The 22,438-nt window shown below is 71.3% G+C and carries 21 protein-coding genes; 18 read left to right on the top strand and 3 right to left on the bottom strand.

Annotated elements, in window-relative coordinates; genetic code table 11:
* Positions 1 to 122: 122 nt before the first annotated feature.
* The 3 genes from IE272_RS17120 (at position 123) to thrS (ending at position 4,047) form a co-directional block, all read left to right on the top strand.
* Entirely contained in the window at positions 123 to 719 is a 597-nt protein-coding gene (locus tag IE272_RS17120) for a DUF4365 domain-containing protein (RefSeq protein WP_050359404.1), read from the top strand.
* Positions 719 to 1,969, top strand: coding sequence for a hypothetical protein (locus IE272_RS17115; protein WP_098893068.1), 1,251 nt, complete (start codon positions 719 to 721; stop codon positions 1,967 to 1,969). The genes IE272_RS17120 and IE272_RS17115 overlap by 1 nt, the downstream gene beginning before the upstream one ends.
* Positions 1,970 to 2,070: 101 nt before the next feature.
* The gene (gene thrS, locus IE272_RS17110) at positions 2,071 to 4,047 is read left to right on the top strand and encodes a threonine--tRNA ligase (protein WP_190007208.1); all 1,977 of its coding nucleotides are present in this window, start codon (positions 2,071 to 2,073) and stop codon (positions 4,045 to 4,047) included.
* A 29-nt stretch (positions 4,048 to 4,076) separates the two neighbouring features.
* Here thrS and IE272_RS17105 read toward each other — a convergent pair whose 3' ends face one another.
* Positions 4,077 to 4,754 (bottom strand): potassium channel family protein, encoded by a 678-nt coding sequence (locus tag IE272_RS17105; RefSeq protein ID WP_190007207.1) that lies wholly within the window; start codon positions 4,752 to 4,754, stop codon positions 4,077 to 4,079.
* A 66-nt stretch (positions 4,755 to 4,820) separates the two neighbouring features.
* Here IE272_RS17105 and IE272_RS17100 point away from each other — a divergent pair, with 66 nt between their 5' ends.
* On the top strand, positions 4,821 to 5,396 hold the full coding sequence (locus IE272_RS17100; protein WP_047175727.1) for an HIT family protein: 576 nt from the start codon (positions 4,821 to 4,823) through the stop codon (positions 5,394 to 5,396).
* Positions 5,397 to 5,456: 60 nt separating this feature from the next.
* Here IE272_RS17100 and IE272_RS17095 read toward each other — a convergent pair whose 3' ends face one another.
* Together IE272_RS17095 and IE272_RS17090 are read right to left on the bottom strand one after the other, a co-directional pair.
* Positions 5,457 to 7,127: an AbeC-like domain-containing protein gene (locus tag IE272_RS17095; RefSeq protein ID WP_050359401.1), complete on the bottom strand. Its 1,671-nt coding sequence runs from the start codon at positions 7,125 to 7,127 to the stop codon at positions 5,457 to 5,459.
* A gap of 152 nt (positions 7,128 to 7,279) precedes the next feature.
* Positions 7,280 to 9,505, bottom strand: a complete 2,226-nt coding sequence (locus IE272_RS17090; protein WP_056703237.1) for an elongation factor G-like protein EF-G2 — start codon at positions 9,503 to 9,505, stop codon at positions 7,280 to 7,282.
* 347 nt (positions 9,506 to 9,852) lie between these two features.
* Between IE272_RS17090 and pgsA the strand changes: the two genes are divergently transcribed.
* The 14 genes from pgsA to IE272_RS17020 all read left to right on the top strand — a co-directional run bounded on the left by pgsA (position 9,853) and on the right by IE272_RS17020 (position 22,423).
* Positions 9,853 to 10,563, top strand: a complete 711-nt coding sequence (gene pgsA, locus IE272_RS17085; protein WP_050359399.1) for a phosphatidylinositol phosphate synthase — start codon at positions 9,853 to 9,855, stop codon at positions 10,561 to 10,563.
* Positions 10,560 to 11,483: a phosphatidylinositol mannoside acyltransferase gene (locus IE272_RS17080; protein ID WP_056703242.1), complete on the top strand. Its 924-nt coding sequence runs from the start codon at positions 10,560 to 10,562 to the stop codon at positions 11,481 to 11,483. The genes pgsA and IE272_RS17080 overlap by 4 nt, the downstream gene beginning before the upstream one ends.
* Positions 11,480 to 12,640, top strand: a complete 1,161-nt coding sequence (locus IE272_RS17075) for a glycosyltransferase family 4 protein (RefSeq protein WP_056712272.1) — start codon at positions 11,480 to 11,482, stop codon at positions 12,638 to 12,640. The genes IE272_RS17080 and IE272_RS17075 overlap by 4 nt, the downstream gene beginning before the upstream one ends.
* Before the next feature lie 65 nt (positions 12,641 to 12,705).
* Complete coding sequence (locus IE272_RS17070; RefSeq protein WP_050359396.1) at positions 12,706 to 13,254, top strand: hypothetical protein; 549 nt, start codon at positions 12,706 to 12,708, stop codon at positions 13,252 to 13,254.
* Between the two features lie 143 nt (positions 13,255 to 13,397).
* Entirely contained in the window at positions 13,398 to 14,318 is a 921-nt protein-coding gene (gene pdxS / locus IE272_RS17065; RefSeq protein WP_018960500.1) for a pyridoxal 5'-phosphate synthase lyase subunit PdxS, read from the top strand.
* 6 nt (positions 14,319 to 14,324) lie between these two features.
* Positions 14,325 to 14,918 (top strand): pyridoxal 5'-phosphate synthase glutaminase subunit PdxT, encoded by a 594-nt coding sequence (gene pdxT, locus IE272_RS17060; RefSeq protein ID WP_050359395.1) that lies wholly within the window; start codon positions 14,325 to 14,327, stop codon positions 14,916 to 14,918.
* Positions 14,919 to 14,979: 61 nt separating this feature from the next.
* Positions 14,980 to 15,732 carry a YebC/PmpR family DNA-binding transcriptional regulator gene (locus IE272_RS17055; RefSeq protein ID WP_032794021.1) on the top strand — a complete coding sequence of 251 codons (753 nt, stop codon included), beginning with the start codon at positions 14,980 to 14,982 and terminating at the stop codon, positions 15,730 to 15,732.
* A 166-nt stretch (positions 15,733 to 15,898) separates the two neighbouring features.
* Positions 15,899 to 16,468, top strand: a complete 570-nt coding sequence (gene ruvC, locus IE272_RS17050; RefSeq protein ID WP_007457924.1) for a crossover junction endodeoxyribonuclease RuvC — start codon at positions 15,899 to 15,901, stop codon at positions 16,466 to 16,468.
* Positions 16,465 to 17,091, top strand: coding sequence for a Holliday junction branch migration protein RuvA (ruvA, locus tag IE272_RS17045; protein WP_007457926.1), 627 nt, complete (start codon positions 16,465 to 16,467; stop codon positions 17,089 to 17,091). The genes ruvC and ruvA overlap by 4 nt, the downstream gene beginning before the upstream one ends.
* A gap of 29 nt (positions 17,092 to 17,120) precedes the next feature.
* The gene (ruvB, locus tag IE272_RS17040) at positions 17,121 to 18,209 is read left to right on the top strand and encodes a Holliday junction branch migration DNA helicase RuvB (protein WP_057661648.1); all 1,089 of its coding nucleotides are present in this window, start codon (positions 17,121 to 17,123) and stop codon (positions 18,207 to 18,209) included.
* A 166-nt stretch (positions 18,210 to 18,375) separates the two neighbouring features.
* On the top strand, positions 18,376 to 18,855 hold the full coding sequence (yajC, locus tag IE272_RS17035; protein WP_057661646.1) for a preprotein translocase subunit YajC: 480 nt from the start codon (positions 18,376 to 18,378) through the stop codon (positions 18,853 to 18,855).
* 150 nt (positions 18,856 to 19,005) lie between these two features.
* Positions 19,006 to 20,778, top strand: coding sequence for a protein translocase subunit SecD (gene secD, locus IE272_RS17030; RefSeq protein WP_050359392.1), 1,773 nt, complete (start codon positions 19,006 to 19,008; stop codon positions 20,776 to 20,778).
* Between the two features lies 1 nt (position 20,779).
* The gene (gene secF / locus IE272_RS17025; protein ID WP_050359391.1) at positions 20,780 to 21,868 is read left to right on the top strand and encodes a protein translocase subunit SecF; all 1,089 of its coding nucleotides are present in this window, start codon (positions 20,780 to 20,782) and stop codon (positions 21,866 to 21,868) included.
* Between the two features lie 3 nt (positions 21,869 to 21,871).
* A complete protein-coding gene (locus IE272_RS17020; protein WP_190007206.1) occupies positions 21,872 to 22,423 on the top strand; it encodes an adenine phosphoribosyltransferase in 552 nt (183 codons plus the stop codon).
* Positions 22,424 to 22,438 lie beyond the last annotated feature (15 nt).

The raw sequence follows: 22,438 nt of genomic DNA, 5'->3' as shown, positions 1-22,438 counted from the left end.
GGTGACAACACAGTTGAGGCGCCGGGAAGTTGCTGCCGACGTCCGTCGATTCGTCCAGCCCACGACACCCCGCCGGCAGGCCACCTGCCATCGATCGGCACGCCCGGAAGGCACACGGAGCCATGGCGCTCGCGCAGCCCGACCCCGGGGGAACCGCCCGCGCCGAGGCCCCCGGGCCGCGGCTGCCGCAGCAGCTCGACACGCCGCTGCGCGGCTCCCTCGCCACCACCGCCTGCATGGAGACCCTTCAGGTGGGCTATCTGCACGCCGTCGCGGCGGCGGCGGGATGCTCCCTGTCCCAGCCCTTCCCCGACAACGGCATCGACTGGCACGTCAGCCACGGCGCCCCGGCCCACACCGTCGACGACGAAGTGACCATCAAGGTGCAGCTCAAGTGCACCTACCAGATACCGCCGCACCCGGCGGGCGGGGCGTTCTCCTTCACGCTGGACAACGCCCACCTCGTCAAACTCGCCCGCACCCCGGTGTCGGTGCACAAGATCCTGGTCGTGATGATCGTGCCCCGCAGCCAGGACGACTGGCTGCGCGCCGGGCCCGGGGGCCTCGACCTGCGCCACTGCTGCTACTGGACCAACCTGGCCGGCCACGCGGTGACGGGCCGGTACCGGACCACTGTGCGCATCCCGACCTCGCGGATCTTCGACGACCGCGCACTCTGCGACATCATGGCCCGGGTCGGGGCCGGAGGGAGACCCTGATGCACCGGTCGATGGACGAGCCCACGGGAGGAGCGGGACTGCCCGCCGCCCGCTCGCACCCCACCGCCCGCCCCGGGCCCCCGCCCCTGGCCGGGGCCGGTGAGGAACTGCCCGACCCCGCCGTCCTCGGGGCCCTCCTGCACCGGCACGGCTGGCAGCGGCGCGGCGGAGCGCCGGGACGCTACGGTCGCTGGACCCCGCCCGGATCCGCCGGGACGACGAGCCTGCTGGTGCCCGAGAGCGCGGCCTTTCCCGACAGCGGGGAACTGATCGAGGAGGCCCTTCTCGCCCTGGGCCGCAGCCCCGACCCCTCCGCCCGCGACATCCTGGTCTCCCTCACCGTGCCCAGCGACGAGATCCGCTGGTGGCGCGAGGTCCCCGAGTCGGCGGCCGGAGCCGCGGGCGCCTCGGGCTGGACCGAGGCGGAGGAGCTGCGCTCGGCCGCCCGGCAGGTCCTCATGGCCGGCGCCCTCGCGGCACGCGGCCGGGCCGGCTACCACGGGGCCCGGCACCGCCGGAAAGCACGCGCCGCCCTGGACGACGCCCTGATCGGGCCCGGAGCGGGCGGCCGGAGCCTCACCGCGTACGTCCCCGTCGACTCCGGCCGCGCCGTCGCCGTGCGGCTCTGCCACGCCCTGCACGCCACCCGCGAGGCGGTGGACTACCAGCGGGCCACCGGCGGCATGGAGGCCTTCGACAGCGCGGTCGCGGCGGGCGTCGGCCGGGAGCTGACCGAGGCGCTGATCGCCCTGGTGCGCGGCTCCGAGGGGGCCGGGATCGACCTGCGGTGGGCGCCCGCCGCGGGCGCCCCGGACGGCTGCCCGGCCCGCCCCGCGCCCGTCGAGTTCTCCCCGGGCGACCTGCCCGCCCTGAGAGCCGCCGGAGCCCGCTACCTCCGCGACGAACCCGCCGTGCAGGTGCGGCTGACCGGCGCGGTGGTCCGGCTGCGCCGCTCGGGGCCGCGCGGCGCCGGGATCGTACGGCTGCGGGTACTGGCCGGGGCCGAGGTCGCGCATGTCCGGGTGGAGCTGGACGAGGAGGCGTACCGCATCGCGGGCCACGCCCATCTGGTCGGGCTGCCGCTGCGGGTGGAGGGGCGGCTGGAGAACCGGGGCGGCTTCCGGCGGCTCACCGGGGCCTCGCAGGTCGCGCCCGTCCAGGTCGACGAGGCCGAGCGGGACCGGCTGATGAAGGCACTCCAGGAGAACGTGGACTACTTCGAGGAGGCGTGCGCGGGGGAGGAGGCGTAGGGCTGCCCGGAAGGCGTTCGCGTCGGGGGCGTACGGCTCGGTACGATTCGCCTTGCCTAGGCAATACGAAGACAGGCAACCCCCTCAGTCAGGAGAGACCGGTGTCAGACGTCCGTGTGATCATCCAACGCGATTCCGAGCGGGAAGAGCACGTGGTGACGACGGGCACGACGGCCGGCGAGCTCTTCCCCGGTCAGCGCACCGTCGTCGCCGCGCGCATCGGCGGCGAGCTGAAGGACCTCTCCTACGAGCTCCAGGACGGCGAGAGCGTCGAGCCGGTGGAGATCTCCTCCGAGGACGGCCTGAACATCCTGCGCCACTCCACCGCGCACGTCATGGCCCAGGCCGTGCAGGAGCTCTTCCCCGACGCCAAGCTCGGCATCGGCCCGCCGGTCAAGGACGGCTTCTACTACGACTTCGACGTCGAGAAGCCGTTCACGCCCGAGGACCTCAAGGCCGTCGAGAAGAAGATGCAGGAGATCCAGAAGCGGGGCCAGAAGTTCTCCCGCCGCGTGGTCTCCGACGAGGCCGCCCGAGAGGAACTGGCCGACGAGCCGTACAAGCTGGAGCTCATCGGCATCAAGGGCTCCGCCTCCTCCGACGACGGCGCGGACGTCGAGGTGGGCGGCGGCGAGCTGACCATCTACGACAACCTCGACCCGAAGACCGGCGACCTGTGCTGGAAGGACCTCTGCCGGGGTCCGCACCTGCCCACCACCCGGTTCATCCCGGCGTTCAAGCTGATGCGCAACGCCGCCGCGTACTGGCGCGGCAGCGAGAAGAACCCGATGCTCCAGCGCATCTACGGCACCGCCTGGCCGACCAAGGACGAGCTGAAGGCGCACCTGGAGTTCCTGGAGGAGGCCGCCAAGCGCGACCACCGCAAGCTCGGCAACGAGCTGGACCTCTTCTCCTTCCCCGACGAGATCGGCCCCGGCCTCGCGGTCTTCCACCCCAAGGGCGGCGTCATCCGCCGGGCCATGGAGGACTACTCGCGCCGCCGTCACGAGGAGGAGGGCTACGAGTTCGTCTACAGCCCGCACGCCACCAAGGGCAAGCTCTTCGAGAAGTCCGGCCACCTGGACTGGTACGCCGACGGCATGTACCCGCCCATGCAGCTCGACGACGGGGTGGACTACTACCTCAAGCCGATGAACTGCCCGATGCACAACCTGATCTTCGACGCGCGCGGCCGCTCCTACCGCGAACTGCCGCTGCGCCTCTTCGAGTTCGGCACCGTGTACCGGTACGAGAAGTCGGGCGTCGTGCACGGCCTGACCCGCTCGCGCGGCTTCACGCAGGACGACGCGCACATCTACTGCACCAAGGAGCAGATGGCGGAGGAGCTCGACCGCACGCTCACCTTCGTGCTGAACCTGCTCCGCGACTACGGGCTCACCGACTTCTACCTGGAGCTCTCCACCAAGGACCCGGAGAAGTACGTCGGCTCCGACGAGACCTGGGAAGAGGCCACCGAGACCCTGCGTCAGGTCGCCGAGAAGCAGGGCCTGCCCCTGGTCCCGGACCCGGGCGGCGCCGCGTTCTACGGACCGAAGATCTCCGTGCAGTGCAAGGACGCCATCGGCCGCACCTGGCAGATGTCGACCGTGCAGCTCGACTTCAACCTGCCGGAGCGCTTCGACCTGGAGTACACCGGGCCCGACGGCTCCAAGCAGCGCCCGGTCATGATCCACCGTGCCCTGTTCGGCTCCATCGAGCGCTTCTTCGCCGTGCTCCTGGAGCACTACGCGGGCGCGTTCCCGGTCTGGCTCGCCCCGGTCCAGGCCGTCGGCATCCCGATCGGCGACGCCCACATCCCCTACCTCCAGGAGTTCGCCGCCAAGGCGCGCAAGCAGGGGCTGCGGGTGGACGTGGACGCGTCCTCCGACCGGATGCAGAAGAAGATCCGCAACCAGCAGAAGGCCAAGGTGCCCTTCATGATCATCGCTGGCGACGAGGACATGGCCAACGGCGCCGTCTCCTTCCGCTACCGCGACGGTTCGCAGGAGAACGGCATCCCGGCCGACGAGGCCCTCGCCAAGATCGCGAAGGCCGTCGAGGACCGCGTACAGGTCTGATCCGTCACGCGGAAACGGCCCCCGGAGCGCTACCCGCGCTCCGGGGGCCGTTTCTCGTCCTCCCGGGTGAACACCTGGATCAGCCAGGACGAGAACGACCCCGTGACCGCGCCGAGCAGCGCCAGGCCGCCGGCCATCAGCCCCGTCGCGACCGTCCGGCCCCAGAACGTGACCGGCGTGGCGTCCCCGTAACCGACCGTCGTGAGCGTCGCGCACGCCCACCACACCGCGTCCCCGAAGGTGCGGATGGAGGCGTCGGGGGCCGTGTGCTCCAGGTGGTAGACCGCGAGCGAGGCGGCGAAACCGAGCAGGGCGGCGGTCAGGCTCGCGTACGACATCACCCGCGCGTACAGGCTGAGCCGTGGGCGGTCACGGCGTTGCTGCACCGCCGTGTACACCTTGACCATGCGCAGCGGGCGCAGCAGGGGCAGCAGCAGGACCAGGGTGTCGAGCCAGTGCACACGCACAAAGCGCGCTCCCAGTCCGCTGAGCCGCAGCCGTGTCCCGTAGTCCACGAGGAACAGCAGCCAGGTCGACCAGACGAGGATCAGGGCGAGGTCGTTCCAGGGTTCGTCGTCGTGCGGGGTCAGTACCCGGACCGCGTACCCGGCCAGGAAGAGCAGCCCCGCGGCGAAGAGCGGAACCTCCGTGCGCTGCTCCCAGCGGGTCAGCCGGGCGGGTGGATCGGAGGCGGGTCGGTCGCTCATCGCCTCAGCATCGCGGGCGGCCGAGCGGTGCGGCCCCGGCGACACGCTCCGCCGGGGTGACGCAATATGCTGATCGGCATGACGAGTGAGCCGGAGCAGCAGATCGGCGTGGGGACGCCCGACGCATTCCAGCGCCTGTGGACTCCCCACCGGATGGCGTACATCCAGGGCGAGAACAAGCCGAGCGGCCCGGGCGCCGAGGACGGCTGTCCGTTCTGTTCGATCCCCGCGAAATCCGACGAGGACGGGCTGCTCGTGGCGCGCGGCGAGCACGTCTACGCGGTGCTGAACCTGTATCCGTACAACGGCGGTCACCTCATGGTCGTCCCCTACCGTCATGTGGCCGACTACACCGAGCTGGACGGCCCGGAGACGGCGGAGCTGGCGGACTTCACCAAGCGGGCGATGGTCGCGCTGCGGGCGGCCTCCGGGGCGCACGGCTTCAACATCGGCATGAACCAGGGCTCCGTGGCCGGTGCGGGGATCGCCGCGCATCTGCATCAGCATCTGGTGCCGCGCTGGGGCGGGGACACCAACTTCATGCCGGTCATCGGTCACACCAAGGTGCTGCCCCAGCTGCTCGGCGACACCCGGGCGATGCTGGCCGACGCCTGGCCTGCGGGTGAGCTGCCGGCCCGCTGAGCACGGTACGGGGAAGGGGGAGGCCCGGCCGGGCCTCCCCCTTCCCCGTACCGTTCCTGCCTACGCGTCGTAGACGTCGGCCTTGCGCGGGGCCGGGTCCTGGACGAGGCCGCTCAGTATCGACGAGCGGTTGTCGAAGCGCTCCGTGTCGACGCCGTTCTCCGCGAGGACGCGCATCGCCGCCGTGTGGACGGCCCGCAGCACCGGGGTGGCGGCGCGCATCGCGTCGTCCGCCATGAAGCGGTGGTTCCACGGCTTGGCCGCCCACGCGTGCCGCAGCCCGAACGGCTCGGGCAGCACGATCTTCCCGCCCAGGTAGTCCAGCAGCGGCGGATACCAGGTGAGGGGGGCCCGCAGGGCGAGCCGGACGACCTCCTTCGCGTCCACCAGCGCCAGCTGGATGTCCCGGGTCTCCCAGAAGCGGACGGTCTTGTTGACCGTCTTCGTCTTCGCCGCAGGCTTGGAGAGGAACAGCCCGTGCACCGGCCCCAGCGCATGGCCCGTGACCTCGATGCGCAGCGTCTCGTGGAGCACGGTGACGGTGATCATCATGGTGATCACCAACTGGCCGTCCCACAGGGTGAACTGGACGCCCAGGTAGTGCCGGTCACCGCTGCCGAACTGCTGGTGGTTGCAGATCCGCTGTATCTCGTGGGGCTTCACCTGGAAGGTGGCGACGTCCTCCCCCTCGGGACGCGTGACGGAGTCGGCGCCCTCCCCGATGGGCGAGACGATCCAGTGCTTCACGTCCGGCTTCGGGAAGCCGCCCGTGTTCAGCGGCCCGCGCTCCAGCATCTTCAGCTGGTCGTGGATGATCCGGATCAGGTCCCAGCTGCGGAACTGGTGGATCTCCTTCGTCGGGTCCTTGGGGTGCAGCTCCTCGGCCAGCTGCCAGCTGCCCCAGCGGGTGCCCATCCCGAGGACGCCCTTGGGCCCGGCGTAGAAGACGGCGTTCGACTGCTGCTCGGCCGAGAGCTTCTCCAGCCCCTGGCGCAGCGCCTCGCGCGCGGTCTCGTTGGGGTTCTTCGGCACCGCCTCGGGGATCTTCGCGATCACCCCGGTGCCGGAGAGAAGACCGTCCCAGCGGGCCCGCATGTCCTTGGCCGAGGTCTCCGCGATCCGCTTGGCGATAAGCCAGCCGATCACCGGGGCGACGAGCGCGCCCCGGACGTAGAGCGCGAGCAGCCCGTCCAGGGGGAGCTTGACCATCAGGACCAGCGCGCCGATCCCGAAGGCCGCCAGGAGCACCGTGCCGACCGCGCGGAACGCCGTGTCCTTGGACTTGTTGAGCGCGTCCCGGATCCGGAAGGCGATCACCCAGGCCAGCATGCCGGGCAGGAACAGGACACCGAACACCACGGTCACCAGGGTGAGCCGGGTGTCACGGGCCTTGCGCAGGTTGTTCGCCGACAGGCAGTGCTCCACCACGGTCTGCGGGTCCGTGCCGAAGGACTGGATGAGCGCCTTGCGGGCGCCGCCGAGCATCCGCTCCTGGACGGCACGGGCGAACGCCTCGCCGAGATTCGGCTTGAAGTAGTCGGACTTGAAGAGTTTCGAGGAGCCCGCCTTCACCGCCGATTTGTGCCACTCGCTGTTGGCGTCGAGGATCGTCTCCACCGGACTGTCCCTGTATGCCGCCGAGGCCAGGGCATTGGTCGCCACGGTCTGGCCGCCCGAGCCCTGGATCGGGATCTGGGCCCCGGGTGAGAAGTCGAATCCGTCGTTGGCCACCTGTCGCCCCCACTCGCCGCACGTCTGCTCCTGCGGTGTGCCCAACTACCGTACGCGGCATACCTTCTGAGCTGCGACCACAGCGTATCGTCCGGATCACACCACCACCCGTCACCCGCGTGCATCGAACGGTGTGTGCGACAGTGCGCCGGTCACGCGCCGGGGGACCCGTCCGCCCGCTCCGCGCGGACCCGGTCGGCCACCTGCGGCGGCATCGCCTCGTGCCGGGCGTACGCGCGGTCGAAGCGGCCGGTGCCGTGCGACAGGGAGCGCAGGTCCACCGCGTACCGGCCGACCTCGATCTCCGGCACCTCGGCCCGTACGAGGGTGCGCCCGCCCGGACTCTGCTCGGTGCCCACCACGCGGCCCCGCCGCCCCGAGAGATCGCTCATCACCGGGCCCACGTAGTCGTCGGGGACCAGGACGCTCACCTCGCACACCGGTTCCAGGAGCTGGATGCGGGCGTCGGAGGCGGCCTCGCGCAGCGCGAGCGCGCCGGCGGTCTGGAAGGCGGCGTCCGAGGAGTCCACCGAGTGCGCCTTGCCGTCCAGCAGCGTGACGCGCACGTCGACCAGGGGGTGCCCGGCGGCCAGCCCCCGGGCGGCCTGGGCCCGCACGCCCTTCTCCACCGAGGGAATGAACTGACGCGGCACCGAACCCCCGACGACCTTGTCGACGAACTCGATGCCCGAGCCCGGCGGCAGCGGCTCCACCTCGATCTCGCAGATCGCGAACTGGCCGTGCCCGCCGGACTGTTTGACGTGCCGTCCGCGTCCGGCGGCCGGTCCGGCGAACGTCTCGCGCAACGGCACCCGGTGCGGTTCCGCGTCGACCTGGACGCCGTAGCGGCTGCGCAGCCGCTCCAGGGCCACCTCCTGATGGGCCTCGCCCAGGCACCACAGGACGACCTGACCGGTGTCCGGGTTCTGTTCGAGGCGCAGCGTGGGGTCCTCGGCGACCAGCCGGGCCAGGCCCTGCGACAGTTTGTCCTCGTCCGCCTTGCCGTGCGCCCGTACGGCCAGCGGGAGCAGCGGGTCGGGCGTCGACCAGGGCTCGATGAGGACGGGGTCGCCGGCCGGGGAGAGCGTGTCGCCGGTCTCCGCCTCGCCGAGCCGGGCCACGCACGCCAGATCGCCCGCGACGCACCGGTCCAGGGCGTGCTGCCGGCGGCCGAACGGTGAGGTGAGCGCCCCGACCCGGATCTCCGCCTCGTGACAGGGGCGCGGCGCGTGTCCCGTCGCGTCCAGACCGTGGCCGCAGAGATGTACGGAGTCGTCGGGGCGCAGGGTGCCGGAGAAGACACGGACCAGCGAGACCCGGCCCACGTACGGGTCGGAGGCCGTCTTGACGACCTCGGCGACCAGCGGGCCCCCGGGATCGCAGACCGGGGCGGGCCGCGGGGCGCCCGACGGGGTGGTGACGGCGGGCGGGGTGCGCTCCAGCGGGGTCGGGAAGCCGCGGGTGATCAGCTCCAGCAGTTCGACGGTTCCGATGCCCTGGCGGGCGCCCTCGGCCGCGGGCGCCGCGGTGAGGACGGGGTGGAAGGAGCCCCGGGCGACGGCCCGTTCGAGGTCGGCGATCAGCGTCGCGACGTCGATGTCCTCGCCGTCGAGATAGCGGTCCATCAGGGACTCGTCCTCGCTCTCGGCGATGATCCCCTCGATCAGCCGGTCCCGGGCCGCCCGCAGGGGCTCCTCCTGGTCGGGCGCCGGGGGGCGCTCGGCGCGTTCCCCCGAGGAGTAGTCGAGGATCCGCCGGCTCAGCAGCCCGGTGAGGCCGGTCAGCGGGGCGTGTCCGTCGGCGCCCTCGGGCCCCAGCACGGGCAGGTACAGCGGCAGGACGGCGTCGGGGTCCTCGCCCCCGAAGGCCTCGGCGCAGATCCGGGTCATGTCGTCGAAGGAGGTGCGGGCGGTGTCCAGGTGCGTCACGACGATCGCACGGGGTGTGCCGGCCAGCGCGCACTCCTCCCAGGCGGCCCGGGTGGTCGCGGCCACGGACGCCGCGTCCTGGGCCGCCGAGACGACGAACAGGGCCGCGTCCGCCGCGCGCAGACCGGCCCGCAGCTCCCCGACGAAGTCCGCGTAGCCGGGGGTGTCCAGCAGATTGATCTTGCAGCCGTCCCAGGCCACCGGGACCAGCGAGAGCTGTACGGAACGCCGTCGGCGCTGCTCGATCTCGTCGTAGTCGGAGACGGTCGCCCCGTCCTCGACCCGCCCGGCCCGGTTCACGGCTCCCGCCGTCAGGGCCAGGGCCTCGACCAGCGTGGTCTTGCCCGATCCGCTGGGGCCGACCAGCACCACGTTCCGTACGGCGGAGGGGTGGCCGGCCGCCGGTACTCCTCCGGCGGCTCCGGGGTGTGCGTGTGCCTTGTCGCCCATGGTGCGTGCCTCCCGGTCGATGGCGCGGTGCCGGGGAGGGCGACCGCGCGCGGAGCAGCGGTGGTCACGGGCACGGGAGGCCGCCGCGGCGGCTTCGGCGACGCCCGCGGTCCTTCGAGCTTGGCACCGTGACGGGGCCTCGTCCATACGTCGCGCACGGCACGGTCCGCACGCCGCGCACCGTCCGGGCCCCCGCGTCGCGCACGGGGGCGCGGTCCGGGCCGGGCGGGGAGAGCGCGTGACACCCGGCGGCGGGTGCCCGTCCGGTGGAAGGCACCGGCGGTGACTACGATGGGCCAGCCGGTGGCCGAAGGGGCCGCTCGGCGAACCGAACCCTCGGGAAGGCCATGCTGAACAAGTACGCGCGTGCATTCTTCACGCGTGTCCTCACACCGTTCGCCGCTCTGCTGCTCCGCCTCGGGGTCAGCCCCGACGCGGTCACTCTCGTCGGCACGGCCGGAGTGATGGCAGGTGCGCTGGTCTTTTTCCCCATGGGGGAGTTCTTCTGGGGCACGATCGTCATCACGATCTTCGTCTTCTCCGACCTCGTCGACGGCAACATGGCCCGGCAGGCCGGGATCTCCAGCCGGTGGGGCGCGTTCCTCGACTCGACGCTGGACCGGGTCGCCGACGGGGCGATCTTCGCCGGATTCGCCCTCTGGTACGCGGGCAGCGGCGACGACAACATCCTGTGCGCCGTCGCGATCTTCTGCCTGGCCAGCGGCCAGGTGGTCTCGTACACCAAGGCGCGCGGCGAGTCGATCGGCCTGCCGGTCGCGGTCAACGGCCTCGTGGAGCGGGCCGAGCGCCTGGTGATCTCGCTGGTCGCCGCGGGCCTCGCCGGACTGCACACGTTCGGCGTCCCCGGTATCGACATCCTGCTGCCGATCGCGCTGTGGATCGTCGCCGCGGGCAGCCTCGTGACGCTGATCCAGCGCGTGGTGACCGTACGCCGCGAATCCGCCGAGGCGGACGCCGCGGAGGCCGCCGCGGGGCAGCCCGCCGCCGGCCCGTCCGCCGCCGGTCCCGCCGGCCGGGGGAGCGAGGGCGACCGATGAGCGCCGGTACGTCCGACCTGAAGGGCCGGCTCACCGACGGGCTGTACGGACTGGGCTGGGGCGCCGTCAAGAGGCTGCCCGAGCCCACCGCCGCCCGCCTCTTCCGCACCATCGCCGACCAGGTGTGGAAGCGGCGCGGCAAGAGCGTGCTGCGCCTGGAGTCGAACCTGGCCCGGGTCGTCCCCGACGCCTCCCCGGAGCGACTGGCGGAGCTGTCGCGGGCCGGGATGCGCTCCTACATGCGCTACTGGATGGAGTCGTTCCGGCTGCCGGCCTGGAGCCCCGAGCGCATCAAGGCCGGCATCGACATCGCCGACGTCCACCACCTGACCGAGGGCTTGGACGCCGGGAACGGCGTGATCATCGCCCTGCCGCACCTGGCCAACTGGGACCTCGCGGGAGCCTGGGTCACCACCGATCTGAAGGTTCCCTTCACCACCGTCGCCGAACGCCTGGAGCCCGCGACGCTGTATGACCGGTTCGTCGCCTACCGCGAGGGCCTGGGCATGGAGGTCCTGCCGCACAGCGGCGGGGCCGCCTTCGGGACCCTGGCCCGCCGGCTGCGCGCGGGCGGCCTGATCTGCCTGGTCGCGGACCGGGACCTGTCGGCGTCCGGCGTCGAGGTGTCGTTCTTCGGCGCCACCGCCCGGATGCCCGCGGGCCCGGCGCTGCTCGCCCAGCAGACGGGCGCGCTGCTGATGCCGGTGACCCTCTGGTACGACGGCACGTCGGTGATGCGCGGGCGTATCCACCCGGCGGTCGAGATGCCGCAGGAGGGCACCCGCGCCGAGAGGACCTCCGCCATGACCCAGGCCCTGGCCGACGCCTTCGCCGGCGGTATCGCCGAGCACCCGGAGGACTGGCACATGCTCCAGCGGCTCTGGCTGGACGACCTGGACCCCCGGGGGGAACCCACGTGAAGATCGGCATCGTCTGCCCGTACTCCTGGGACGTACCGGGTGGCGTGCAGTTCCACATCCGGGACCTGGCCGAGCACCTGATCCGGCTCGGCCACGAGGTCTCCGTCCTGGCCCCCGCCGACGACGAGACGCCGCTGCCGCCGTACGTCGTCTCGGCGGGCCGGGCCGTCCCCGTCCCGTACAACGGCTCCGTCGCCCGGCTGAACTTCGGCTTCCTGTCGGCGGCCCGGGTACGGCGCTGGCTCCACGACGGCACGTTCGACGTCATCCACATCCACGAACCGACCTCCCCGTCGCTGGGCCTGCTGGCCTGCTGGGCGGCGCAGGGGCCGATCGTGGCCACCTTCCACACCTCCAACCCGCGCTCCCGGGCGATGATCGCCGCGTACCCGATCCTCCAGCCCGCGCTGGAGAAGATCAGCGCGCGGATCGCCGTCAGCGAGTACGCCCGGCGCACCCTGGTCGAGCACCTCGGCGGCGACGCCGTCGTCATCCCCAACGGCGTGGACGTCGGCTTCTTCGCCAAGGCCGAGCCGAAGGCCGAATGGCAGGGCCAGACGCTCGGTTTCATCGGCCGCATCGACGAACCCCGCAAGGGCCTGCCCGTCCTGATGAAGGCGCTGCCCGCGATCCTCGCCGCCCGGCCCGGGGCCCGGCTGCTGGTCGCCGGGCGCGGCGACGAGGAGGAGGCCGTGGAGACCCTGCCGAAGGAACTGCGCGAGCGCGTCGAGTTCCTCGGCATGGTCAGCGACGAGGACAAGGCCCGGCTGCTGCGCAGCGTCGATGTGTACGTGGCCCCGAACACCGGCGGGGAGAGCTTCGGCATCATCCTGGTCGAGGCGCTGTCGGCCGGTGCGCCGGTGCTGGCGAGCGACCTGGACGCCTTCGCGCAGGTGCTGGACCAGGGCGCGGCGGGCGACCTGTTCGCCAACGAGGACGCCGACGCGCTCGCCGCCGCCGCGATCCGGCTGCTGGGCGACCCGGAGCGCCGGGCCGGACTGCGCGAACGCGGCGAGGCCCACGTACGGCGCTTCGACTGGGCGACGGTGGGGGCCGACATCCTCGCGGTGTACGAGACGGTGACCGACGGGGCCGCGTCGGTCGCGGCGGACGAACGCTCCGGGCTGCGGGCCCGGTTCGGACTCGCACGGGACTGAGCCCCGGGGCCCGCACCTGACGCGGGGGCGGGCCGGGGCCTTCGGCGACGGTAGCGTGTGGGCCCGTGACCGTAACCCTCATCGTCTGGATCGTCGTCGCCCTCATCGCGGTCGGCGTGTACCTCAGCTGGACCGCCGGCCGGCTCGACCGCCTGCACTCCCGGATCGACGCCGCCCGCGCCGCCCTCGACGCCCAACTGCTGCGCCGCGCCTCGGTCACCCAGGAGCTGGCCACCTCCGGCGTCCTGGACCCGGCCGCCTCGATCGTCCTGTACGAGGCCGCGCACGCCGCCCGCCAGGCCGAGGAGGACCACCGCGAGGTCGCCGAGAGCGAACTGAGCACCGCCCTGCGCGCCGTCTTCGGCGAACCGGCCCAGGTCGACGCGGTGAAGGAGATCCCCGGCGGCGAGGACGCGGCCACCGAACTGGCCGCCGCCGTACGCCGCGTCCCCATGGCCCGGCGCTTCCACAACGACTCCGTGCGCGCCGCCCGAGCCCTGCGCCGGCACCGTACCGTCCGGCTCTTCCGGCTCGCCGGGCACGCGCCGTTCCCGCTCGCCTTCGAGATGGACGACGCCCCGCCGGTGGCCCTCGCGGACCGCCCCGGCACCTGAAAGCCTCCGATCCCCGGACCGGTCCGGGGATCGGGGCAGGGCCAAAACGATCCACGGCCTGTCCATTGGCCCTTGCTGTGGACTGGTCCCGGGGCGTATGCTCGGCGTTGCAGTATCCAGCGTCTTTCACCGAGTGAGGTCCCGTGTCCACGCTTCCCAGCACCCCGCAGTCCGCCGAGTACCCCGCCACCGGCACTGCCCGCGTCAAGCGCGGCATGGCCGAGCAGCTCAAGGGCGGCGTGATCATGGACGTCGTCGACGCCGAACAGGCGAAGATCGCCGAGGACGCGGGCGCCGTGGCCGTCATGGCCCTGGAGCGGGTCCCGGCCGACATCCGCAAGGACGGCGGCGTGGCCCGGATGTCCGACCCCAACATGATCGAGGAGATCATCGGGGCCGTCTCCATCCCCGTCATGGCCAAGTCCCGCATCGGCCACTTCGTCGAGGCCCAGGTGCTCCAGTCCCTCGGCGTCGACTACATCGACGAGTCCGAGGTCCTCACCCCGGCCGACGAGGTCAACCACAGCGACAAGTTCGCCTTCACCACCCCCTTCGTCTGCGGCGCCACCAACCTGGGCGAGGCCCTGCGCCGCATCGCCGAGGGCGCGGCCATGATCCGCTCGAAGGGCGAGGCCGGCACCGGCAACGTCGTCGAGGCCGTCCGCCACCTGCGTCAGATCAAGAACGAGATCGCCCGGCTGCGCGGCTTCGACAACAACGAGCTGTACGCCGCCGCGAAGGACCTCCGCGCCCCCTACGAGCTGGTCAAGGAGGTCGCGGAGCTCGGCAAGCTGCCCGTCGTGCTGTTCTCCGCAGGTGGCGTCGCCACCCCGGCCGACGCCGCGCTGATGCGCCAGCTCGGCGCCGAGGGCGTCTTCGTCGGCTCCGGCATCTTCAAGTCCGGCGACCCGGCCAAGCGCGCCGCCGCCATCGTGAAGGCCACCACCTTCTACGACGACCCGAAGGTCATCGCGGACGCCTCCCGCAACCTGGGCGAGGCCATGGTCGGCATCAACTGCGACACCCTGCCCGAGTCCGAGCGCTACGCCAACCGCGGCTGGTAACCACTGATGAGCGACACCCCCCTGATCGGCGTGCTGGCTCTCCAGGGCGACGTACGGGAGCACCTGATCGCCCTGGCCTCGGCGGACGCCCTGGCCAGGCCGGTCCGGCGCCCCGAGGAACTCGCCGAGGTCGACGGCCTGGTCATACCGGGCGGCGAGTCCACCACCATGTCCAAACTGGCCGTGCTCTTCGGCATGATGGACCCGCTCCGCGAGCGGGTCGGGGCCGGGATGCCGGTCTACGGCACCTGCGCCGGAATGATCCTGCTCGCCGAGAAGATCCTCGACCCGCGCTCGGGCCAGGAGACCGTCGGCGGCATCGACATGATCGTGCGGCGCAACGCCTTCGGCCGGCAGAACGAGTCGTTCGAGGCCGCGGTCGAGGTCGGCGGCGTCGAAGGCGGCCCGGTGGACGGTGTGTTCATCCGCGCGCCGTGGGTCGAGTCCGTCGGGGCCGAGACCGAGGTCATCGCCGAACACGGCGGGCATATCGTGGCCGTCCGGCAGAAAAACGCCCTCGCCACGTCGTTCCATCCCGAACTGACCGGCGACCATCGCGTACACGCTCTGTTCGTGGACATGGTGCGCGCAGTGAACTGAGCGGACCCCGGTAGGATCTCTCGGGTTCGACTCGATTTTGGTGACGCGAAGGAGAAGGCAGATGTCCGGCCACTCTAAATGGGCTACGACGAAGCACAAGAAGGCCGTGATTGACGCCAAGCGCGGCAAGCTCTTCGCGAAGCTGATCAAGAACATCGAGGTCGCGGCGCGCTCCGGCGGCGTGGACCCCGACGGCAACCCCACGCTCGTCGACGCCATCCAGAAGGCGAAGAAGAGCTCCGTCCCGAACAAGAACATCGACTCCGCGGTCAAGCGCGGCGGCGGTCTCGAAGCGGGCGGCGCCGACTACGAGACGATCATGTACGAAGGTTACGGCCCCAACGGTGTCGCGGTGCTCATCGAGTGCCTCACCGACAACCGCAACCGTGCCGCGTCCGACGTACGTGTCGCGATGACCCGGAACGGCGGCTCCATGGCCGACCCGGGCTCCGTCTCGTACCTGTTCAACCGCAAGGGCGTCGTGATCGTGCCCAAGGGCGAGCTGACCGAGGACGACGTCCTCGGCGCGGTCCTCGACGCGGGCGCCGAGGAGGTCAACGACCTCGGCGAGACCTTCGAGGTGGTCAGCGAGGCCACCGACATGGTCGCGGTGCGCACCGCGCTCCAGGAGGCGGGCATCGACTACGACTCCGCCGAGGCCAACTTCCTCCCGACCATGCAGGTCGAGCTGGAGGAAGAGGGCGCCCGCAAGATCTTCAAGCTCATCGACGCGCTGGAGGACAGCGACGACGTGCAGAACGTCTTCGCCAACTTCGACGTGTCCGACGAGGTCATGGAGAAGGTCGACGCCTGAGGCGCGGCCGGCACAGCTCGGTGCGACGGGCCGACGGGGACACCCCGTCGGCCCGTCGTCTTGTCGGTCGCGACGGTTCGGTTGCGGCGGATTGTCAGCGCGAGCCGATAGCCTGCGGGAACAGATGAACGAGTGGGCGTGACGAGCGTCGAGGACAGGGGGCTCCATGCGGGTTCTGGGTGTTGACCCGGGGCTGACCCGGTGCGGTGTCGGCGTGGTCGAAGGCGTCGCGGGCCGCCCGTTGACGATGATCGGCGTCGGCGTCGTGCGCACCCCCGCCGACGCGGAGCTCGGCGACCGGCTCGTCGCCATCGAGCGCGGCATGGAGCAGTGGCTCGACGAGCACTCCCCGGGTTACGTGGCCGTGGAGCGGGTCTTCGCCCAGCACAACGTCCGCACGGTGATGGGCACCGCCCAGGCCAGCGCGGTCGCCATGCTCTGCGCCGCGCGCCGCGGGATCCCGGTCGCCCTGCACACCCCCAGCGAGGTCAAGGCGGCGGTCACCGGATCCGGCCGCGCCGACAAGGCCCAGGTCGGCGCGATGGTGACCCGGCTGCTGAGACTGGACGCACCGCCCAAGCCCGCCGACGCCGCCGACGCCCTGGCCCTGGCCATCTGCCACATCTGGCGCGCCCCCGCGCAGAACCGGCTCCAGCAGGCCGTCGCCGCCCACCGCACGCAGGCCGCACCCGGCATCTCCCGCACGCCCCGCACGTCGAAAGGCCGCACCGCATGATCGCCTTCGTCTCCGGCCCGGTGGCCGCCCTCGCCCCGACCACGGCCGTCATCGAGGTCGGCGGCATCGGCATGGCGGTCCAGTGCACCCCGCACACCCTCGCCGACCTGCGCGTCGGCAAGGAGGCCCGGCTCGCCACCTCGCTGGTCGTCCGCGAGGACTCCCTCACCCTGTACGGCTTCCGGGACGACGACGAGCGGCAGGTGTTCGAGCTCCTCCAGACCGCCAGCGGCGTCGGACCGCGCCTCGCCCAGGCCATGCTCGCCACCCACAGCCCCGACGCCCTGCGCCTCGCGGTCTCCACCGGCGACGAGAAGGCGCTCACCGCCGTCTCCGGCATCGGGAAGAAGGGTGCGCAGAAGCTGCTCCTGGAACTCAAGGACCGGCTCGGCGAACCGGTCGGCGCGCACATCGGCCAGCAGGGCATCGGCACCCCCGTCACCTCCGGCTGGCGCGACCAGCTCCAGGCCGCCCTGATCGGCCTCGGGTACGCGAGCCGCGAGGCCGACGAGGCCGTCAACGCCGTCGCCCCGCAGGCCGAGGCCGCCGTCGCCGAGGGCACGGCACCCCCCGTGCCGCAGCTGCTGCGGGCCGCCCTGCAGACTCTCAACCGCGCACGCTGACCGGCACCGAACCACCGAAGAAGGCCTTGATGAACTGGGACGAGACCGGAACCGAGACCGATGAGCCGACCGGCCCGGTCCTCGACGACCGGCTGGTCGACGCCGGCCATCTCGACGGCGAGGACACCGCGGTCGAGGCGGCCCTGCGCCCCAAGGACCTGGAGGAGTTCGTCGGCCAGGAGAAGGTCCGCGAACAGCTCGACCTGGTGCTCAAGGCCGCCCGCGCCCGTGGTGCCACCGCCGACCACGTACTGCTCTCCGGCGCCCCCGGCCTCGGCAAGACCACTCTTTCGATGATCATCGCGGCCGAGATGAACGCCCCGATCAGGATCACCTCGGGCCCCGCCATCCAGCACGCCGGCGACCTCGCGGCGATCCTCTCCTCCCTCCAGGAGGGCGAGGTCCTCTTCCTCGACGAGATCCACCGCATGTCCCGGCCCGCCGAGGAGATGCTCTACATGGCGATGGAGGACTTCCGGGTCGACGTCATCGTCGGCAAGGGCCCCGGCGCCACCGCGATCCCGCTCGAACTGCCGCCCTTCACCCTGGTCGGGGCCACCACCCGGGCCGGACTGCTGCCGCCCCCGCTGCGCGACCGCTTCGGCTTCACCGGGCACATGGAGTTCTACGCCCCCGCAGAGCTGGAACGCGTCATCCACCGCTCCGCCAGTCTTCTCGACGTCGGCATCGATGTGGAGGGCGCCGCCGAGATCGCCGGACGCTCCCGGGGCACCCCCCGTATCGCCAACCGCCTGCTGCGCCGCGTCCGCGACTACGCCCAGGTCAAGGCGGAGGGCACGATCGACCGGGAGATCGCGAAGGCGGCCCTCAAGGTGTACGAGGTTGACGCCCGCGGACTCGATCGGCTGGACCGCGCCGTCCTCGGCGCCCTGCTGAAACTCTTCGGCGGCGGCCCGGTGGGCCTGTCCACGCTGGCGGTCGCGGTGGGGGAGGAGCGGGAGACCGTCGAGGAGGTCGCCGAGCCCTTCCTCGTACGGGAAGGACTGCTGGCCAGGACCCCGCGCGGCCGCGTCGCGACCCCGGCGGCCTGGGCACATCTGGGACTGGTCCCGCCGCAGCACGGAGCAAAGGGACAACAGGGCCTGTTCGGGGCGTGATGCGTCACAGGTTCGCGTGTACAGGAACCCCGGTGCCATGCTGGGCGTTGTTCCATCGATGCGGACTCGCTTAGACTCCGCCGATGCCGCCCTTACCGGTCGGTGTACCCACCCCCGTATATACAGGCCGCATTCCAGCGCGGTCGTGCGAAGGAATTCCCGTCCCGTGGATATCTTGACTCTCCTCCCCTTCATCGTGCTCATCGGGGCCATGTTCCTGATGACCCGCTCCGCCAAGAAGAAGCAGGCGGCGGCCGCGCAGATGCGCAACGACATGCAGCCGGGCACCGGCGTCCGGACGATCGGGGGCATGTACGCCACCGTCAAGGAAGTCCACGACGACACCGTTCTCCTCGAGGTCGCTCCCGGCGTGCACGCCATCTACGCGAAGAACTCCATCGGCGCCGTCCTGGACGACGCGGAGTACAACCGCATCGTGCACGGTGACGACCAGGAGCTGGACGCGGACGGCACCGTCGTTCCCGACGACGCCTCCTCGCTGACCGGTGAGTCCGACGACGCCGGTGTCGCCAAGATCGACCTGGCCAAGGACGACGCGGCCGACGACGCCGAGGTCGAGGACGCGAAGGACGTCAAGGACGCCAAGGGCGAGAGCAAGACCGACGGCGAGGCCGACTCCAAGTAGTTCTCACGATCCCGGGGACGTCGCGCGCCCACCGGCGCGCGGCGTCCCCGGGACCGTGCGGTCGTCTGCGGGGGCAGGGTCCCCACTACACTTCGTGGCCGCTCGGGCGCGTACCCGGCGCGGGGCGGTTGGACAGGGAGAAACGAGAAGGTGGCAGCACCCAAGAAGGGCCGAGGGCCGTCCGGCGGTCAGGGCAGGCCGGGGCGTGCCCTGGCTCTGATCCTCATCGCCATGGTCGCGCTCACCGGCGGGTTGTTCCTGTCCGGGCACACCACGCCCCGGCTGGGCATCGACCTGGCCGGCGGGACGTCGATCACGCTGGAGGCGCAGAACCAGCCCGGCAAGCCGAACGCGATCAACAAGACCAACATGGACACCGCGGTCGGGATCATCGAGCGGCGTGTCAACGGTCTGGGCGTTTCCGAGGCCGAGGTTCAGACCCAGGGCTCGAAGAACATCATCGTCAACATCCCCAAGGGGACGAATTCCAAGCAGGCCCAGGAGCAGGTCGGCACCACCGCCCAGCTCTACTTCCGGCCTGTTCTGACGGTGCAGGCGAGCGGCCCCGCAGAGCCCACGCCCTCCGGTTCCGCGACTCCCTCGGGCAGCGCCACCCCGAAGCCCGGTGAGTCCGCCGAAGGCGCGGACAAGCCCAAGGGCGAGGAGGCCACCGGTTCGGAGGCCACCCCCTCGGCGAGCGCCACCACCCAGGGCCGCGCGGTCACCGGCGCCCTGACGAAGGACGACCCGACCCCCGGCGCCTCCGACAAGCCGAAGCCGTCCGATTCCCCCGAGGCATCGCCCTCCGCGGACCCGGCCACGGCCAAGCTCCAGGAGGAGTTCGCCAAGCTCGACTGCACCGACCCCAAGCAGCGCTCGGAGGCAGGGCAGAACGCCAAGCCCACCGACTCGATCGTCGCCTGCGGTTCGAACGTCCCGGGCAGCTACGAGAAGTACGTCCTCGGCCCGGCCGAGGTCTCCGGCAGCGACGTCGACGACGCCAAGGGCGCCATCGAGCAGCAGACCGGCGAGTGGATCGTGTCGATGGAGTTCACCTCCGCCGGCGCCAAGAAGTTCCAGACGATCACCAGCCGGCTCTCGCAGCAGCAGCCGCCGATGAACCAGTTCGCGATCGTCCTCGACGGTGAGGTCGTCTCCGCTCCCTCGGTGCGCACGGCGCTCAGCAAGAACGCCCAGATCTCCGGCAGCTTCGATCAGCAGTCGGCCGAGGACCTCGGCAACATCCTGTCCTACGGCGCACTGCCGCTGACCTTCGAGGAGGTCAGCGTCACCACGGTGACCGCCGCGCTCGGCAGCGAGCAGCTCAAGGGCGGTCTGATCGCCGGCGCCATCGGTCTGGCACTGGTCGTCATCTACCTGGTCGTCTACTACCGGGGCCTGGCGTTCATCGCGCTCCTGAGCCTCCTGGTCTCCGGCGTACTGACGTACACGATCATGGCCCTGTTGGGCCCGGCCATCGGCTTCGCGCTGAACCTACCGGCGGTCTGCGGCGCCATCGTCGCCATCGGCATCACAGCGGACTCGTTCATCGTCTACTTCGAACGCGTCAGAGACGAGATCCGCGAAGGACGCACGCTCCGTCCGGCCATCGAGCGCGCCTGGCCGCGTGCCCGGCGCACCATCCTGGTCTCCGACTTCGTGTCGTTCCTGGCCGCGGCGGTCCTCTTCATCGTCACCGTCGGCAAGGTGCAGGGCTTCGCCTTCACGCTCGGGCTCACCACCCTGCTCGACGTCGTCGTGGTGTTCCTCTTCACCAAGCCCCTGATGACGCTCATGGGCCGGACGAAGTTCTTCTCCAAGGGCGGTCCGTGGTCCGGGCTGGACCCGAAGCGGCTCGGCGCCCAGCCGCCGTTGCGCCGCTCGCGCCGTGTCAACGCCCCCACCGAACCGAAGGAGGCGTGAGATGTCGCGACTCGGCAATCTCGGCGCCCGGCTCTACCGAGGCGAGGTCGGCTACGACTTCATCCGCAACCGCAAGATCTGGTACGGCATCTCGATCCTGATCACCATCACGGCCATCATCGGCGTGGCGGTCGGCGGCCTCCGCATGGGAATCGAGTTCAAGGGCGGCGCGGTCTTCACGACCGACACCAGGGCCCAGATCTCCACCGCCCAGGCCACCGACGTGGCGACCGAGGCATCCGGCCACATGGCGATCGTCCAGGAGCTGGGCAACGGCGGTCTGCGCATCCAGATCACCGAGGTCGACACCGCCAAGGCCAACGAGATCAAGGAGACGCTCTCCGACGAGCTCGGTATCCCGGCCAACGACATCAACGCGGACCTGGTCGGCCCCAGCTGGGGAGAGCAGATCGCGAACAAGGCCTGGACGGGCCTCGGGGTCTTCATGATCCTGGTGGTGATCTATCTGGCCATCGCCTTCGAGTGGCGGATGGCCGTCGCCGCCCTCATCGCGCTGATCCACGACATCACCATCACCGTCGGCGTCTACGCCCTGGTCGGCTTCGAGGTCACGCCGGGCACGGTGATCGGTCTGCTGACCATTCTCGGTTACTCCCTGTACGACACGGTGGTGGTCTTCGACAGCCTCAAGGAGGGCCAGAAGGACATCACCAAGCAGACCCGCTTCACCTACAGCGAGATCGCCAACCGGTCGATCAACAGCACGCTCGTCCGCTCCATCAACACCACCGTGGTGGCGCTGCTGCCGGTGGCCGGTCTGCTGTTCATCGGCGGCGGCGTCTTCGGCGCGGGCATGCTGAACGACATCTCGCTGTCGCTCTTCGTCGGTCTCGCCGCCGGCGCCTACTCCTCGATCTTCATCGCCACGCCGCTCGTCGCCGACCTCAAGGAACGCGAGCCGCAGATGAAGGCCCTGAAGAAGCGGATCCTCGCCAAGCGGGCCGCCGCGGCCGCCAAGGGCGAGTCGCCCGACGACGACGGCCCCGAGGACCTGCGCGACGACGCCGAGACGGCCGGCACGGCGATCGGCCGCCCCCGGTCGCACGGCCGTACCCCCGGGAAGCGCTGAACGATGACGAGCACCACCGAATCCATCAGGGAGCTGCTGCTCAGCCGGATCCGTGATGTCGCGGACTACCCGAAGCCGGGCGTGATGTTCAAGGACATCACTCCGCTGCTCGCGGACCCGGTGGCCTTCACGGCGCTCACCGACGCCCTCGCGGAGCTGTGCGTACGGCACGGCGCCACGAAGATCGTCGGCCTGGAGGCGCGCGGCTTCATCCTGGCCGCGCCCGTCGCGGTCCGGGCGGGCATCGGGTTCATCCCGGTCCGCAAGGCCGGGAAGCTCCCCGGTGCCACGCTGAGCCAGCCCTACGAGCTGGAGTACGGCAGCGCGGAGATCGAGATCCACGCCGAGGACCTCGACGCCGGGGACCGGGTCATGGTCATCGACGACGTCCTCGCCACCGGCGGCACCGCCGAGGCCTCGCTGGAGCTCATCCGGCGGGCCGGCGCCCAGGTCGCGGGCGTCGCGGTCCTCATGGAGCTCGGCTTCCTCGCGGGCCGGGCCCGCCTGGAGCCGGGCCTCGCGGGCGCACCGCTGGAGTCCCTGATCACGGTCTGATCCGCCGGTCAGCGA

Origin of the sequence: Streptomyces anulatus (assembly GCF_014650675.1) — a bacterium.
GTDB lineage: Bacteria > Actinomycetota > Actinomycetes > Streptomycetales > Streptomycetaceae > Streptomyces > Streptomyces anulatus.
The sequence above is the reverse complement of the archived record's forward strand: the minus strand, read 5'-3'. Positions and strand labels throughout refer to the sequence as shown.